Source organism: Phormidium sp. FACHB-1136, from assembly GCF_014697375.1.
Lineage (GTDB): Bacteria > Cyanobacteriota > Cyanobacteriia > Phormidesmidales > Phormidesmidaceae > Nodosilinea.
Genome location: NZ_JACJRS010000112.1, coordinates 1 through 17,333, shown reverse-complemented (window position 1 = coordinate 17,333; position 17,333 = coordinate 1). Strand labels below are relative to the sequence as shown.

Here is a 17,333-nt window from a genome sequence, read left to right as displayed (position 1 = left end):
TTGAAGACTTTGAGCAGGATGGCCCTAAGATTCTTATCATTTTAGACAATGCAAGTATTCATAAAAAGGCAGAGATTCTAGAGAAGATAGCGAAGGAGATGCCCAACATTGTTTTAGAATTTCTGCCACCCTACAGTCCGGACTATAATTTAATCGAGTTAGTTTGGCACTCTGCAAAGGAATTCATTGCCAATCGTCTATTTGAGTCGATTGAGGATTTAGAAGCGCTTGTTCATAACCTATTGAACGAAGGGCAGCTTGTCATCAACTGGGATCGCAAGATCAAAAACAAAGGAAACACAGTCAATGCAATTTAAATGCATATCAGCTTAGGCACCACCTTCACCCTCACCTTTCCCAACAACGCACAGCCCGATGTATAGATATAGTCATGCCAATTTAGCTTGAGAATCCTGAAAGCCCGCTACATCTTGACTCCCAACAGCTAGTCGGTCTCATTCTTATTTGAAGCAACCATAAATCAGGTTTCCTCTCACTCGTCGGCCTCTATCCCAACCGACCTGCATGAATACTAAATCCGGCTTATTTGCCCCCGGTATCAGCGGGCAAGGAGACCTCACCCCTACGGTTCGTCGGTCTGGAAATCGGGGTCTTCTGGCTCAGATTTGGTATAATGGGTGACTGCCTGCTTTACAGTGTCTCGATCCGTCGCGCTGGCATCCATGAGAGTTTTTCCACCGAGATCAGGAGTTGAGGTAACCCATTCTCAATAATTGCATACTGGTTGGGAGTAAGGGGGCCACAATACTTAATAATTCCGCTGACATCCACCACTCACACTTGACCAAGTAGGGCAATTGAAGCTGAGGATAAACCCCCTGTTCCGGCTGGGAAGCTGGGATAAAGGTTGGGGGAATTGATCGCTCAAGGCATTCCCCTATCTGTAGTGATTGGCACAACAATGACTAACCTAAACCTAGATATACCAAGTTCTTCAGGCATCCCTACAATAATGGCTGGGCGATAACCTTCCGGTTCACGCACCTGTGGGATTTGTTCAGGGAAAGCAACCGTAACGACATCCCCGCACAGCCCGATGTATAGATATAGTCATGCCAATTTAGCTTGAGAATCCTGAAAGCCCGCTACATCTTGACTCCCAACAGCTAGTCGGTCTCATTCTTATTTGAAGCAACCATAAATCAGGTTTCCTCTCACTCGTCGGCCTCTATCCCAACCGACCTGCATGAATACTAAATCCGGCTTATTTGCCCCCGGTATCAGCGGGCAAGGAGACCTCACCCCTACGGTTCGTCGGTCTGGAAATCGGGGTCTTCTGGCTCAGATTTGGTATAATGGGTGACTGCCTGCTTTACAGTGTCTCGATCCGTCGCGCTGGCATCCATGAGAGTTTTTCCACCGAGATCAGGAGTTGAGGTAACCCATTCTCAATAATTGCATACTGGTTGGGAGTAAGGGGGCCACAATACTTAATAATTCCGCTGACATCCACCACTCACACTTGACCAAGTAGGGCAATTGAAGCTGAGGATAAACCCCCTGTTCCGGCTGGGAAGCTGGGATAAAGGTTGGGGGAATTGATCGCTCAAGGCATTCCCCTATCTGTAGTGATTGGCACAACAATGACTAACCTAAACCTAGATATACCAAGTTCTTCAGGCATCCCTACAATAATGGCTGGGCGATAACCTTCCGGTTCACGCACCTGTGGGATTTGTTCAGGGAAAGCAACCGTAACGACATCCCCGTAGGCACTGGTTCCCAAAAGTATGATCCTTGATTCCTCGTTACCCAAAGCCCTTGCATAGCGGGGGTTCCAAAAGGCATCCCACTTTACAGTCCAGTGCCTCCCCGTATTGAAGTATTCGTTCCGTCATTCTTCAATCACCAGCCCTTTGCCAGGAATATATTTGACGGGCTTCCCTTCTTTCAATTCTCCCTCGCCCCATTCGTAGGGTTCACAGGCACCTAAGCTTAGTGGTGCAGAAAACTTTTTTGAGTCTCATGGTGGACAGCCCAGACGGCAAAAATGGCGACTGAAACCCATTGCCTTCGTTCAAGTTGCCGAGAAATCCCAAATCCGCTGTCTCGCTGAGAATCCTTTGTCTACAAGGGTTTTAGGAGTTTTCTGCACCACCAAGGGCACCTAAGTTTGAGAGGTCGGAGTTGAGCCAAGCTGAGTCCTCTGCATTTGGGCTATTTTCGGTTGAGGCTGTATCCTCAGAGCCAGCTTTTTGTCTCCACAACAGAAACTCCACGAAATCGACCACTGGCTTGATTAACGTGTCAGGTAATCGGTCAATAGCTTGAATTAGGCGGATTTTGTCTGAATTCATGGCGTGAAGACGCAATCAATTTGATCTGGAAGGGGGGCTTGATAAATGAATTGATGCTATTCGCATTTGCTCACCAACTTTTCTCTATCTCGATATCCTCTTCAGATAGATAGGAGAACTCAATTCCCATTAGATCGAGGATTTTGAGAAATTCTGAAGGCTCAAGCTGCATGATTTCTGAAGCTTTCTTGAGGCTGATGACTCTAGCCAGCAAAGCACCAATCAAAAAGAGAAAGTTTTCTTTTTGATCAAGGGTCTGGAATAGTTGCACTTCTGATGCAATGGTTTGAGCGACTTCTCGATTCATAATTTCACATTCAGCAAGGACAGCAATCTAATATCGTGCTTGACATAGAATTAGGACTCAGAATTCCTACTTTCTTTTTCAGATCACTATTTACGAAAACCTAGCTTTGTCAATAAATGTTTTTTCGCTCTTCCAGAATGTGTTTAATATCGTGAAAGTGAGTTTCTACGAAACGAATGCTAGTGCTTGTATCGCCAAGCGTAATAGGAATTTCACAATCCTCCGTACTAATGATGGATTCTCTCAGTTCAATCATTTCGCTTCTATCTTTTTTCACAAACTCCTTGTACTTGGCAGCACAAACAGGACAGAGCGCTAGATATTGAGCTTCATACTCTTGTGGTAATGCGATATCTCCTGTGAAAATTTCGACTGCCTCAAAATAGTATTCGCCGTCACGTTTTCTAAAAGGCATTTCATCTTTGCAGATTTGACAAGGCATCTCCTCAGAGACGTTCGTATATTGACTTCGCAGCCATGTGTTTGGGTCAATCCTACTTTTAGTAGTCCGAGTGCTTCTTGGTCTTTCCGTATATTTCTTTCTGGGTGCAACAGAAAGTTGCTTATCCAGATTCTTTTGCCGATGTTCAGGGTTATCTACCGATCTAGTTGGAAATAACGGGCGTTTTTTCTGATCAGCACTCCTCTTTAGCAATCGCTCATATATTTCTGGCTCTTCCTTCTTCAGTCGTGTTATTTCTTCTGCTTCTTCTAATGAGTCAAAACCTAATTCTTTAGCAATATCCTCTTTCTGCTTATACGCTTTAGTTTGACGCTCTAGTTCCTGCTGCTCTAATTTTCTTTGTGCTTGAATGTTGGCTCCAAATCCAATATCACGCAGCCATTGCCACCCAGTTTGGTATCCAAACCCTTCTGGTAGTCTCTCCACTATTGCATCATGGGGGCTGACAAACTCATAGTCTCCCTCTGTTATCTTCTGAGGAATCCAGTTTATTATTCTTAAGTCATGAACTAATGTTGATTCGGCAGATGCACAATAAGATGAATTTCGACTGAAGCAAGCTTTTGAGTATTTACTCCAATCATTATCCAATTTTATTATTGTATGCCAGACAAGCCTAGATTTACTGATAGATGGAGATGCTAGGAATTCCCTAAGATGAGGAATAAGGTAGTCTACATTAGTTCCAGATCCAGTAAAGCGTTCTCCTCCTTTTGAAGATAAGTCATGCCACTCCGGGTGGTCATGGGTAACTTTTGCTCTTTCCACTTTTAAGTGCGTAGTCACCCCAACCTTCTCAGCAAACTCAGCAATCTCATTAAGTTTTGTGTTGCATGTCTTATATCGTTCCGACAAAGGATTTAACCTTGCAGAATCCTCAAGTGACTCGTACCACTCCCGTAGTTCAGTATTCAAAAATGGTGAATCAAGATAAACATCACAAGGTTTTCCCCACTTACCTCTCTCAAGGTTAAAAATATAATATTTATGAAAGATCCCTGAACATTCTGGATGCTTCTTGAGAAATTCAGAAAATAATCTAATGTGATTTATATCTCGCTTATTAACTTCACTGAGAATGGCCTCCTGCGAGTAATTATCTTCTAGAATTTTCTCTATTTCGGCCTTTTCATTTACTTCGCGTACGCCGACTCCGTTAAGGAACTTAAAAACTTTCTCTTTCCTATTTTTACTAGGTGGATAAACTCTCTTTGAAACACGATGATACTCACTGTCTTCCTCGACCTCAGCGGTTGGGAAATAACAGTCTTTTCCTTTTCGATATATTCCATCACTACAGAGAATAAGATTTACTGTCGAAATAGACTTGACCTTGTTTTCCAATTCGGCACCGTACCATCTATGTTCATCTAGATAATCCATCAGCATCTCATAGAGGGTTTGATGCCATTTATCATCTTTACTGCTCATCCATAACGCTCGATCCTCATCACTCATCTCTCCTAATGCTTTCACAAGATCAGCGGTTCCCCAGTTCTTAATACCGAGCATCGACAAGAAGGCATTTTCACGCTGATTCTGCTGAGGTGGATTTTTCAGCCAAATTGGGCTGCTATAGCTACCGCCTAAAAGTCTCACTAGGTCATCATCATCAATAAGATCCAAAAGCGCTTTCTTGCCTCTGAATATAGCCGATGCGGGAGCGTGACCTCCTTTCCTCATTGGAACAAGAGCATGTTCCTGAAATGCTTGAACAAGTCGATCCATGATCGGCTTATAAGGTTCTGGTAGCTTATCCTCATCACTCGGTAGAATCGCCAATGCTGGTACGGTTAACAAGCCCTGATCTCGAATCGAGATCATAGACTCAGCCAACAGCTCAGCAAGATGATCACGCAGTGCTTTATTTCCAGCAAAGTCCCGCACACTATCGCGGGCAACAGTGGAAGCAAAGGGTGCATGGAGATGGAATTGCAGATTGGAGATCTCCTTTTCTGCTGGAAAGTAAATGCAGACGCGCCCTGAACTCATTGGCATGAGTTTCCATTCGGACATGTTATCCGTGTTACTATCTTGTCTTCCCTTAGTGACTGTTTTTGCTTTAACTGGTGACAATCCAAAGGCTACAGCAATGCGACAGTTTTTCTGTTTTTGACCATCATTCTCTGCCTCCTCGTCTTCGATTTGAACCTCCTTGTCAAACTTCAGAAACCAAGATGAAGATGGATTAGATTCATTGGGTTGCTGCACACGAATTTCAAATTTATTATCCCCAAGATTGATGCGTTTAATATATCCAAGAGATGAATCAGGAAGGAGATATTCTATCTTTTCGATCTGTGTAAGAAAGAGTAAGGTAGTCGCGTTTAGGGCTTTTAGCAGGTTTTCAATTTCTTTTTTGGCACGATCTTGAGACTTCTTAGGATTGTTGAACGGAAGAATAAAATGTGTTTGACTAATACTTTCTTTGGGTTCCAATACTTGAAAGGGAACCACCATATCCCTAATTTGGAAATGTAATTTACCTGATCGTATCTCAGGAGACTCCGTGTAGGCGAAGACCGCTTTGAAACCTACACCAAACTTCCCAATTTTAGTGACATCATCACGCTTTGTGCTGGTTCCAATACTGGTAATTGCATCTACATCCTGGATTGAGAATAGCTTTTCGCCATTATGCTCAAATTCAATATGATCTTCGTGCAGGATAAACCTGACCTCTTTTGCCTGAGCATCTTCGGCATTTTGCAGAAGTTCATAAATAAAGTGGGCATTATCGGGATAAAGATCCGTCAATAGACGCTTAAGACCAGATTCAAAACCATTTTCACGGTTTGCCTCAACCCATTGCTGACGCTTACCCGCCAGTTCCTCGATTGATTGAGTCATTTCATCTTCTCCTGTAAAATACGTGACTCACTTAATCACAGATCAAGTCGAGTGCGTAGTGTTCTTGCTCATAGGCTTCTAGCAAGATCACTAAAAGCTGGTAAAGAGCCGTTTGTTCAGGCGTTCTATTGTGATTGAACACTAGAGATTCCACGATAGCTAGAGTTGCCTCATATTCTTCTTGGGTTTCAATCACCTTTGGGGTTACTTGTAAGAGTAAGTCAGTGTAAACGGCTCGATCAAAGGTGTTAAACATAGTCATCGTATAGCTTGTGAGTAGCTAGGCGCATTTTGCAAAGTAGCCATCCAGGCTTTTGTACCAAAGCGACCGCTGAGAAGACCCGATACAGAGAAATCGGCATCCAACTTTTCCCAATGCAACCCTGTTCTAGAAGGTGTGATCTCTACGGCGGCTAGGTCTTCTGGTGATGCGCCCGCTAAACCTTGGGCAATATCAGGCGGAAAGCTAAATGATGCCCCACTGTTGAGGCGGATCACGATCAAGCGGTTTACATTGTCGTAATGGGCTGATACCGCTTGAGGTTCTGTCGCCTTAGCTTGGTTAGCAGCTTCTACAGCTCGTTGGTACTGTTCTAGAAATTGAGTGTCGTCAAGTGCTTTTGCCATCAATCATCCAACATGATTCGGATCACTTCTTTGCCAGATACCCAGAGAACAGCAAGTCCGCCAATAATCAAAGTTACGATGTCACCGTCTAAGATTTCGCGAAGCTCTTCCAGGGAAAAGGCTTTGTAAATTAGGTGAATGCTGGAAATGCACCCAAGGGATGACAAAGCTAGGGCGATGAAGTCTTCTAGGGTAATCTTTAGCCGTCGTCCACGCGATGCTTTAACCACCATCACAGCGATAATCAAGCAACCCGACAGCAACCCCCAGAGAGTCAAAATGGACTGACTCATTTATTCCTTTCCGCCAGCATTCGCCGTTTCAGGGTTGTAAACCAAGGCAAACATCGCCCCAAGCACACCGAGCAACACGGCCCCTGGAATCTGCCCCACCATTGCACCCAGGAAAGAGCCACCAGAGGCAAAGGCAATCACCCGATTCCCTTTTGCAAAGATGCGGTTCTGATCGGGCTGTATGGCCGAGGTTTTCTCACCCACAAATTCATTGGAGTCTGTCATAGGAGCAACCTGATGATGACTAGCTTCAGCATAGCAAGAAAAAATGATGGGCATTTCTATCGCTAAAAACGATAAAGCCCGCTCCCAACCAGTGAGAGCAGGCTTTACCAAACCGATTACCTAACTAGGCCAACCTTAGCCGAAGCGGCTGGAGGTGGAGGCGATTAGGAAAGCGGCGTAGGTGAGGATGTAACCCACAGTGAAGTGAGCCAGACCCACCAGACGAGCTTGAACGATGGAGAGAGCAACGGGCTTGTCCTTCCAGCGAACCAGGTTCGCCAGGGGAGTGCGCTCGTGGGCCCACACGATGGTTTCGATCAGCTCTTGCCAGTAACCCCGCCAGGAGATCAGGAACATGAAGCCGGTAGCCCAAACCAGGTGTCCGAAGAGGAACATCCAGGCCCAGACGGCGAGGTTGTTCATGCCGTAGGGGTTGTAGCCGTTGATCAGCTGAGAGCTGTTGAGCCACAGGTAGTCGCGCAGCCAGCCCATCAGGTAGTTGGAGGACTCGTTGAACTGAGCCACGTTACCAGACCAGATGCTGAGGTGCTTCCAGTGCCAGTAGAAAGTGGTCCAGCCGATGGTGTTGAGCATCCAGAACATCGCCAGGTAGAAGGAGTCCCAGGCGGAGATGTCGCAGGTGCCGCCACGGCCAGGGCCGTCGCAGGGGAAGCTGTAGCCGAAATCCTTCTTGTCGGGCATCAGCTTGGAACCACGGGCATCCAGAGCACCCTTGACCAGAATCAGGGTGGTGGTGTGCAGACCCAGGGCGATGGCGTGGTGTACCAGGAAGTCGCCAGGGCCAATGGTCAGGAACAGCGAGTTGGCGTTGCTGTTGATGGCCTCAAACCAGCCAGGTAGCCAGACGGCGTTGGCGGTTTGGGTAACGCTGTCGGCGTTGGACAGCAGGGTATCAAAGCCGTAGAGCAGTTTGCCGGAGGCCGCTTGCACGAATTGGGCGAAGACGGGCTCAACCAGGATTTGCTTTTCGGGGGTGCCAAAGGCCACCACTACGTCGTTGTGGACGTACAGACCCAGGGTGTGGAAACCCAGGAACAGGGACACCCAGCTCAGGTGGGAGATGATGGCTTCCTTGTGCTGAAGAACGCGGTCGAGGACGTTGTTCTTGTTAGCGGCGGGATCGTAGTCCCGAATCAGGAAGATGGCACCGTGGGCGAAGGCCCCCACCATGATGAAGCCAGCGATGTACTGGTGGTGGGTGTACAGGGCCGCCATGGTGGTGTAGTCCTTAGCCATGAAGGCGTAGGGGGGCAGCGCGTACATGTGCTGCGCCACCAGGGAGGTGACCACGCCGAGGCTAGCCAGGGCCAGCGCCAGTTGGAAGTGAAGGGAGTTGTTCAGGGTGTCATAGAGACCCTTGTGGCCTTCACCCAAACCACCTGCGGGGGGCTTGTGGGCATTCAAGATTTCCTTGATGCTGTGGCCGATGCCGAAGTTGGTGCGGTACATGTGCCCAGCCACGATGAAGATCACCGCGATGGCTAGGTGGTGGTGAGCCATGTCGGTCAACCACAGAGACTCGGTCTGGGGATGGAACCCACCCAGGAAGGTGAGGATGGCAGAACCCGCACCGGTCGCCGTGCCGAAGACATGGCTGGAGGTATCGGGGCTCTGGGCATACACGCCCCAGTTGCCGGTGAAGAAGGGCATCAGACCTTCGGGGTGGGGCTTCATGGAGAGGAAGTTATCCCAACCCACGTGCACACCGCGAGATTCGGGGATGGCGACGTGCACCAAGTGACCCGTCCAAGCCAGGGAGCTGACGCCGAACAGACCAGCCAGGTGGTGGTTGAGGCGAGATTCAGCGTTCTTGAACCAGGACAGGCTGGGGCGGAACTTGGGCTGAAGGTGCAGCCAACCTGCGAACAGGAAGATGGCGGACAGAATCAGCAGGAACACGGCCCCGGAGTACAGGTCGGTGTTGGTGCGCATCCCGATGGTGTACCACCAGTGGTAAACCCCGGAGAAAGCGACGTTAACGGGCGTAGAGGAACCAGCTTGGGAGAAGGCATCTACCGCAGGCTGACCAAAGTGGGGATCCCAAATCGCGTGGGCGATGGGTTTCACGTTGAGCGGATCTTTGATCCACTGCTCGAAGTTACCTTGCCAGGCGACGTGGAACAGGTTGCCCGAAGTCCACAGGAAGATGATTGCCAGGTGGCCGAAGTGGGAGGCGAAGATCTTTTGGTAAAGATTCTCCTCGGTCATGCCATCGTGGCTTTCAAAGTCGTGGGCGGTGGCAATCCCGTACCAGATCCGCCGTGTGGTCGGATCGGCTGCCAGATCCTGGCTAAATTTAGGGAATTTAGTTGCCATGAATCAAAACGGATTTAATACGACATTTGAGTCATGTTGCGGCTGGTTAGTTATGGGAGACCTAGGGATAGATCCCCCATAACCAGGAGATTCCATGACGAGAAACCTAGCCCACCGCGATGATACGAGCCAGGAAGAAGGCCCAGGTGGTGGCAATGCCTCCGAGGAGGTAGTGAGCCACACCCACCGCCCGACCCTGAGTGATGCTCAGAGCGCGAGGCTGGATGGCGGGAGCCACCTTGAGTTTGTTGTGAGCCCAAACAATGGACTCGATCAGTTCTTGCCAGTAGCCGCGACCACTGAACAGGAACATGAGGCTGAAGGCCCAAACGAAGTGGGCACCCAGGAACATCAGGCCGTAGGCGGACAGGGCGGAACCGTAGGAACCGATCACCTGGGAAGCCTGGGCCCACAGGAAGTCGCGCAGCCAACCGTTGATGGTGATGGCGCTTTGGGCAAAGTTGCCGCCCGTGATGTGAGACACCGTGCCATCGGGGCTAACGGTGCCCCAAATGTCGGACTGCATCTTCCAGCTAAAGTGGAAAATCACGATGGACAGGGAGTTGTACATCCAGAACAGGCCCAGGAACACATGGTCCCAACCGGAAACCTGACAGGTGCCACCCCGACCGGGGCCATCGCAGGGGAACCGGAAGCCCAGTTCGCCTTTGTCGGGCACCAGACGAGAGCTGCGAGCGTACAGCACGCCTTTCAGAAGAATCAGCGCCGTCACGTGGATGGTGAAGGCATGGATGTGGTGCACCATGAAGTCGGCGGTGCCGAGGGTCATGGGCATCATGGCCACTTTGCCAGCCACCGCGATCACATCGCCACCGAAGATGGGGCTAACCCCAGCCAGGGCGTTGGGAGCGGTACCGCCAGCGGCAGCGGCGTGGAAGCTTTGCACCCACTGAGCAAAGATGGGCTGAAGCTGGATAGCGGAATCCGAGAACATATCCTGGGGACGGCCCAGAGCCCGCATGGTGTCGTTGTGGATGTACAGACCAAAGCTATGGAAGCCGAGGAAGATACACACCCAGTTCAGGTGGGAGATAATCGCATCGCGGGAACGGAGCATCCGATCCAGGGCGTTATCCATGTTCACGGCGGGATCGTAGTCGCGCACCATGAAGATCGCGGCGTGGGCCGCAGCCCCCACAATCAAGAAGCCGCCAATCCACATGTGGTGGGTAAACAGCGACAGTTGGGTGGGGTAATCCGTGGCGATGTACGGATAGGGAGGCATCGCATACATGTGCTGCGCCACGATGATGGTGATGGAACCGAGGATGGCCAGGTTAACCGCCAACTGGGCGTGCCAGGAGGTGGTCAGGTTCTCGTACAGGCCATCGTGGCCCTTGCCACCAAAGAGCAGGGGATCACCCTTGTGGCCTTCCAGGATTTCCTTCATGCTGTGGCCGATGCCCCAGTTGGTGCGGTACATGTGGCCCGCAACGATGAAGAGAACCGCTAGCGCCAGGTGGTGGTGAGCCGTGTCAGACAGCCACAGGCCACCCGTCACAGGGTTGATGCCACCTTTGAAGGTGAGGAAGTCGGAGTACACGCCCCAGTTGAGGGTGAAGAAGGGCTTCAGACCCTCGGCAAAGCTGGGGTACAGATCCGCCATCAAGCTCTTATTCAGGATGAACTCGTGGGGCAGGGGGATATCCTGGGGAGCCACGCCAGCATCCAGCATTTTGTTTACAGGCAGAGCAACGTGGATTTGGTGACCCGCCCAGCTCAGGCAGCCCAGACCCAGCAGACCTGCCAGGTGGTGGTTCATCATGGATTCCACGTTTTGGAACCATTCCAGCTTGGGAGCGGCCTTGTGGTAGTGGAACCAGCCCGCAAATAGCATCAGGCCAGCCATCACCAGCGCACCAATGGCGGTGACGTAGAGCTGATAGCCGTTGGTGAAGCCAGCGGCCCGCCACATCTGGAATAGACCAGAGGTAATTTGGATGCCGTGGAAGCCACCACCCACATCGGCGTTCAGAATCTCTTGGCCAAAGATGGGCCAAACGACCTGGGCGCTGGGCTTGATGCCCGTGGGATTGGTCATCCAGGCTTCGTAGTTGGAAAACTTAGCGCCATGGAAGTACATGCCGCTGAGCCAGATAAAGATGACGGCTAGGTGACCGAAGTGCGCACTAAAGATCTTGCGCGAAATGTCTTCTAGATCACTGGTATGACTATCGAAATCGTGAGCGTCGGCGTGGAGGTTCCAAATCCAAGTGGTGGTTTTGGGGCCTTTAGCCAAAGTCCGATCAAAGTGTCCGGGCTTACCCCACTTCTCAAAGGAAGTAGGCACTGGATCCTTGTCAACGATGACTTTGACCTTCGCCTCCCGCTCGCGCGGGGTAGTTGTCATGGAGACTCTCCTCTCTCTAGACAAAAGCAAACAGCGAGAATCATATCGCCTTGTGTGAACTATATCGACGACCCAAGGGCCTGTCGGTATAACCGCTACTAGGACGGTGATTGCTCTTGAGCATTATAGTCTCGTAAATTGACGGTTCTTGGCAGAGGTTAACAATAATTCAACCTGTGGAAACCCTTGATCTGTGGGCATTCCAAAAATACTCCGATCACAAAATTGAACTCCACCCTAGGGGGCATTAACAAAACTCAATAAGAAACCCCGCTTTTGCTGGGCCAATCCACGATCTCCAAGGGTTTTTGTAAACAAATATTAAGTATTGATGAGAGATTCAGGGGATCACGATAAAAAGCCCTAACCTATCGCGAGTCCCCAAGCTCGGCTTAGAGCGACCCAGGGTTTTCCGTCCCGCCAGCATTTCCGTAAGGGTTGATCTAGGGCGGATCTGTGGCTGAGGAATGGGGTAGCCGCTGAGGTCAATACTTGTAACAAACAACCGGGATTTGTAACAAAATATAACGATCACCTGCGTCCTAGGCTATGGAAAGCATGGTTTTTTCCAATTGGGGGATTCTTATAGACATGGGCGTTTGGCAATCTACCTCGTCTGCTGGTATGACACCTAGGGGTAGGCTGCCCTGACGAAAGGTGTGATCATTAGTATTGGTCGGCTGTTCTTTGGTGGTTGAGCTTGAGTCCCATGCCCAAACCTGCCTATGCCCTAGGGCAAATTCCCCGACGGTATCTGCTGAAGCTGGCGCTGGCCGCTGGTCTTCTGCCGGGGCTAACCAGCACCTGCGCGGGCACTCCCGATCCACCCACTCCAGACGCAGGCCAACGCCCAGGGGCCGACCTGTGGCAACAGTTTGCGGGCACCGAGCTGCGGCTGTTGTTGAACGATCACCCTTGGACGCAGGGCATTCGACCCTATTTAAACGAGTTTGAATCGCTGACGGGGATGACCCTGCGGATTCAGACCATCGCGGAACCAGACTACTTTAGGGAGATGGAGACCGCCCTTAACAACCGTCCCCAGGAGGTGGATGCCTTCTTTCTACCCATGGATTCCACCGCCTATCGCCTGTGGCGGGGAGATCGGCTGCATTCCCTCACCCCCTTTATCCACGACCCCACCCTCACCACCCGCGACTACAACCTCTACGACTTCCCAGAGGGGTTCCGGTTAGCGGCGATGTATCCCCCAGGACAGGCCGAAGCGGAATTGTTTGGCATTCCGGCCACAGTGGAGGTCTATATCCTGTTCTACAACAAGCGCCTGGTGGATCGGTTTTTGGGCGGACAGGTGCCCTCAACCATGGCGGAACTGGTGCAGGCAGCGGCTCAGATCAACGCCAGCAGCGAGGCCATCGGCATGGTGCTGCGGGGCATTCCCTCCGACACGATTATTGATACGGTAACGGGGATTATTTTGAACGGCTGGGGAAGTGAACCGACGCCGCTGCCCTTTAATGTCTGGTTTGATGGCGATTGGAGTCACCCCCGCATGACCGATCCGCGCATTGTGGAGGGGCTAGCCACCTATGCCGACCTGATGCGGGCAGGGCCAGCCCATATTAAACAGATGGACTGGGCCGAGGCCACCCAACGGTTCCGCGATGGGGAAGCGGCCTTTTATATCGATGCCAGCCTGTTTGGCCCCGATTTTGAAAATCCCGAAACCTCCACCATTGCCGGGGAAGTGGGCTATGCCGTGCTGCCTAGGGTACAGCCCCAAAGCCTGACCGGACATTGGCTTTGGGGGCTAGGCATCTCCAAACAATCACCCCATCCCCAGGCGGCTTGGTTGTTTATTCAGTGGGCCACCAGTGCCGCCATGGAGGCCAAAATTGCCGTGGCAACGGGGGGCGCACCGCGTTTTTCCACCTGGTTAACGCCTTCGGCCTACACCGAAGCCATGGCCCTAGACTACGCCCTGGCGGTGCAGACAGCCATGCGCACCTCGCGCCCCACAGCAGTATTCCATCCCCAGTGGAATCAGGTGGCCCTCGCCATTGTCGCTACCATCCACCGCATCTACGACGGCGAAGATCCACAAGCGGCGGCTGACCAGCTTCAAGCCACAGTGCTGCAAAAACTGGCCCTGGCCCAGGAGGAGCAATGGGTCTAGGGCGACTTCGTGGCTGCCTACCCAAAACCATGCGCGGTCAGTTGCGGCTGGGCTTTGGGGTCATTTTGGTGCTCCACGGACTGAGTGCAGCCATTAGCTACGTCAGTTTGCAGCGGTTTTACTACTACAGCCAAGCCACCCTGGCCGAAGCCCAGCAGGTGCAGGAGTTGAGTTTGCAACTCAAAAGTCATTTTCTGCTGGCCCGTCAGGCAGAGAAGCGTTATTTCGACACCTGGCGACAGGGAGAAGGGAGTGTCCACAATCAGGACAACAGCCAACAGAACATTCAGAGCCATCGCTACTATCTGGCCCAGGTGCAGCAAAATTTGGCCGATCTCCAACCCCTGGCCGCTCAAACCCCTGAATTGGCCCCATCCTTGGCGCTGCTAGAGTCTCTATTTAATAACTACGATCTCGCCTTTCAAAATACGGTGCATCAGATCGTCAACAGCGAGGCCAACCTCGACCTCTATGTCCAGGCCCAGGCGGTTTTGGCCGCTTTGCCAGAGAACGGTAGATTGGGCCAAGCCGAGCTTGATCGGCAGGTGTGGCAACTCCTAGCCCAGCAGCAAACCTACCTCAACAGCCAAAATCCCGCTCACCTGAATGACCTCTATCAAGGGCTAGACCAGCTAGAGGCCAGTCTGGCGGAAATTCCGGCCACCGAGGATCCAGACTCTCCCCAACGCCTTGCCCAGACTTACCTCGACTCCCTGCGGGCGGTGCTGTTGCTCGATCAGCAGGTGCAGGTGAACCGGATCGTGGCCAGCAACATTAACCGAGACATCAACCAAATTTTGACCGGAATTGGTCAGCGAGCCGAAAATCAATCCTCAACGGCCCAACTAGCCCTCACCCGCACCGCTCGCCAAAGCAGTGCCGCCCTGATGGCCACGGCCCTGAGTGCCCTGGGGTTGGCGGTGGGGGCCAGTGTGATCCTAGGGCGGCGGATTATCCATCCCCTCACCCTGATGGTGGCAGCGGCGGAACGAATTGCCCAGCAAGACCTCGATCATCCCCTGGAAATGACCGGGGAGGACGAATTTGCGGCGGTGGCCCAAGCCTTTAACCATATGGTGGATCAGGTGCGCTGTAGCCTCGTTACCCTAGAGCAGCGGGTAGAGGAACGCACCGAAGCCCTGGCCCTGGCTAACCAATCGCTCCAGGAACAGGCCCAATCCTTAGCGCTGGCCCTGCAACAACTGAGCCACAGCGAGGCTAACTACCGTTTATTGGTGGATCACCTTCAGGCCGGAGTGGTAGTTCATGCGCCGGATACCACAATTACCATGTGTAACCGCATGGGGGCCAAACTGCTGGGGGTATCGGCAGAGGCCGTTGTTGGCTACGGAGCCTTGGAACCCACCTGGCCCTTGGTGGATGAAAGCGGCACGCTGATTCCGGTGGAGCAGTATCCGGTGAATCGGGTATTGGCGACGGGGCGACCCATGGAAAATCAAATGCTGGGCATTCGCCATTCTGACCAGCCTGGAGACTGCACCTGGGCTTTAATCAACGCCTTCCCCACCTTTGATGAACACCACCAGATCACCCAGGTGGTGGTAACGTTTATCGACATTAGCGACCGCAAGCTGGCCGAGGAAGAACTGCGCCACCAAGCCCTCCACGATGCCCTGACTGGATTGCCCAACCGCACCCTGTTCATCGAACGGCTGGATCAAGCGCTACAACGGGCCAAACGCTACCCCGACCAAATGTTTGCGGTGATCTTCATTGACCTAGACCGCTTTAAGGTGGTGAACGACAGCCTGGGACACCTGGTGGGAGATCAACTGCTGATTCAAATTGCCCAAATTCTGCTGCGCCATGTGCGGACGGTAGACACCGTGGCCCGACTGGGCGGCGATGAGTTTGTGATTTTGCTGGATCGCATTGTCAACTTAAATGAAGCGATCCATGTGGTCGAACGAATCCAGGCCGATATCAAAACCCCCTTTTCGGTGATGGGGCACACCCTTTTTAGCACCGCCAGCCTGGGGATTGCCCTGGCCAGCCCCCAATACGACCGGGGCGAAGACATGCTACGCGACGCCGACAACGCCATGTATCAGGCCAAGGCCAGGGGGCCATCGTCGGACTACGTGATTTTTAACCCCGCCATGCACGCAAGCGCCATCCAGCTTTTTGAGCTAGAAACCCACCTGCGCCAAGCCCTAGACCGCCAAGAGTTTATCCTGCACTACCAGCCCATTGTTCGCCTATCCGACCACACCCTTCTAGGCTTCGAGGCCCTCGTTCGCTGGCAGCATCCCCAGCGAGGGCTGGTTCCCCCCGTGGAGTTTATTCCCCTGGCGGAGGAAACCGGGTTAATCATTCCCCTCAGCCATTGGATTTTTGAGACCGCTTGCCACCAAATGGCCGACTGGTGCCAGCGTTGGCCAGCGGCTCGGCGACTGAGGATGAACGTCAACGTCGCCGCCGCCCAGTTCGAGCAAGCCGAATTTCCCGACCAGGTAGAGGCCATGCTTCAGCGCACCGGGCTAGCCGCCACCAGCCTGGGCCTAGAAGTCACCGAAAGCCTGCTGCTGTCCAACGTGGAGGTCGTCCTCAACACCCTCTCCACCCTGCAACGCCGAGGGGTCAGCATCAGCGTGGACGACTTTGGCACGGGCTATTCCTCCCTCAGCTACCTCAAACGCTTCCCCATCAACACCCTCAAAATCGATCAATCCTTCGTCGAAAACATCGACATCGACCACGATGATGTCAGTATCGTCACCGCCATCATTCAAATCGCCAAATCCCTCGGAATGACCGTGGTGGCCGAAGGCGTCGAAACCGAGTTCCAAGCCCAACGCCTACGAACTCTGGGCTGTGACGCGATCCAGGGATTCCTCATTGCCCGCTCTCTCCCCGCCGACCAAGCCGAAACCCTGGTGCAAGCCCACGCCACCGTGCCCCTAGGGCTGTCCTAGGGCGTCCGCCATCGTCGAATCTCTGGAAATCTGACCAGCCACTTTCCCAGCCAAGCCCCTACAGGGAATCGGGATCAATGCCCAGTTCCCGCAGTTTCTCGGCCAAACGCTCGGCCCGTTGGCGCTCCTGCTCTGCCCGTTCGATCCCTTGCTCAGCCAATTCTGCGGGGGTGGGGTAACGCTGGCCCTGTTGATTAAACCAGCCCAGGGCTTCTCGGTTAATGGGGTCGGTGGGTAACGTGCAGCGCCCCAGACCTAGGCCAATTTCTGGCATCCAGAAGGGTTCACCGCTCTGCAAGTGATAGTCCTTCCCAACCAGCTTATAGACCTCAAAGGGTAGATGTTTGTCTCGTCGCCAAAAGGGTAGTGCATTTTAGTGCAGGCTAGAGGAAAAAGCCGGATGACCTTGCTTGGCCAGCTTTTCTCGGATGTTGCGATTGTAGTCATGGATGAACAACCAGATAGCCCC

General features: G+C 52.1%; 11 protein-coding genes. 3 read left to right on the top strand and 8 right to left on the bottom strand.

Annotated features, from left to right (window positions below; all coding sequences use genetic code 11):
* Positions 1–317, top strand: a 317-nt coding sequence (locus H6G62_RS22745; protein ID WP_190496501.1) for a transposase, incomplete at its 5' end; no start/stop codon positions are given.
* A 2,071-nt stretch (positions 318–2,388) separates the two neighbouring features.
* Here H6G62_RS22745 and H6G62_RS22730 read toward each other — a convergent pair.
* The 7 genes from H6G62_RS22730 to psaA form a co-directional block, all read right to left on the bottom strand.
* Positions 2,389–2,625: a hypothetical protein gene (locus H6G62_RS22730; protein ID WP_190499447.1), complete on the bottom strand. Its 237-nt coding sequence runs from the start codon at positions 2,623–2,625 to the stop codon at positions 2,389–2,391.
* A gap of 109 nt (positions 2,626–2,734) precedes the next feature.
* Positions 2,735–5,938: a hypothetical protein gene (locus H6G62_RS22725; protein ID WP_190499446.1), complete on the bottom strand. Its 3,204-nt coding sequence runs from the start codon at positions 5,936–5,938 to the stop codon at positions 2,735–2,737.
* 258 nt (positions 5,939–6,196) lie between these two features.
* Complete coding sequence (locus H6G62_RS22720; RefSeq protein ID WP_190499444.1) at positions 6,197–6,565, bottom strand: DUF2442 domain-containing protein; 369 nt, start codon at positions 6,563–6,565, stop codon at positions 6,197–6,199.
* Positions 6,565–6,858: a hypothetical protein gene (locus tag H6G62_RS22715; protein WP_190499442.1), complete on the bottom strand. Its 294-nt coding sequence runs from the start codon at positions 6,856–6,858 to the stop codon at positions 6,565–6,567. Before H6G62_RS22715 ends, H6G62_RS22720 begins: the two co-directional genes overlap by 1 nt.
* On the bottom strand, positions 6,859–7,137 hold the full coding sequence (locus H6G62_RS22710; RefSeq protein WP_190499440.1) for a hypothetical protein: 279 nt from the start codon (positions 7,135–7,137) through the stop codon (positions 6,859–6,861).
* A gap of 81 nt (positions 7,138–7,218) precedes the next feature.
* The gene (psaB, locus tag H6G62_RS22705; RefSeq protein WP_190499438.1) at positions 7,219–9,420 is read right to left on the bottom strand and encodes a photosystem I core protein PsaB; all 2,202 of its coding nucleotides are present in this window, start codon (positions 9,418–9,420) and stop codon (positions 7,219–7,221) included.
* 106 nt (positions 9,421–9,526) lie between these two features.
* Entirely contained in the window at positions 9,527–11,791 is a 2,265-nt protein-coding gene (gene psaA / locus H6G62_RS22700) for a photosystem I core protein PsaA (protein ID WP_190499436.1), read from the bottom strand.
* Between the two features lie 709 nt (positions 11,792–12,500).
* Between psaA and H6G62_RS22695 the strand changes: the two genes are divergently transcribed.
* On the top strand, positions 12,501–13,928 hold the full coding sequence (locus tag H6G62_RS22695; protein ID WP_190499433.1) for an extracellular solute-binding protein: 1,428 nt from the start codon (positions 12,501–12,503) through the stop codon (positions 13,926–13,928).
* Between the two features lie 29 nt (positions 13,929–13,957).
* Positions 13,958–16,864: an EAL domain-containing protein gene (locus H6G62_RS22690; RefSeq protein ID WP_199325186.1), complete on the top strand. Its 2,907-nt coding sequence runs from the start codon at positions 13,958–13,960 to the stop codon at positions 16,862–16,864.
* A 58-nt stretch (positions 16,865–16,922) separates the two neighbouring features.
* Here H6G62_RS22690 and H6G62_RS22685 read toward each other — a convergent pair whose 3' ends face one another.
* A complete protein-coding gene (locus H6G62_RS22685) occupies positions 16,923–17,138 on the bottom strand; it encodes a hypothetical protein (protein ID WP_190499430.1) in 216 nt (71 codons plus the stop codon).
* Positions 17,139–17,333 lie beyond the last annotated feature (195 nt).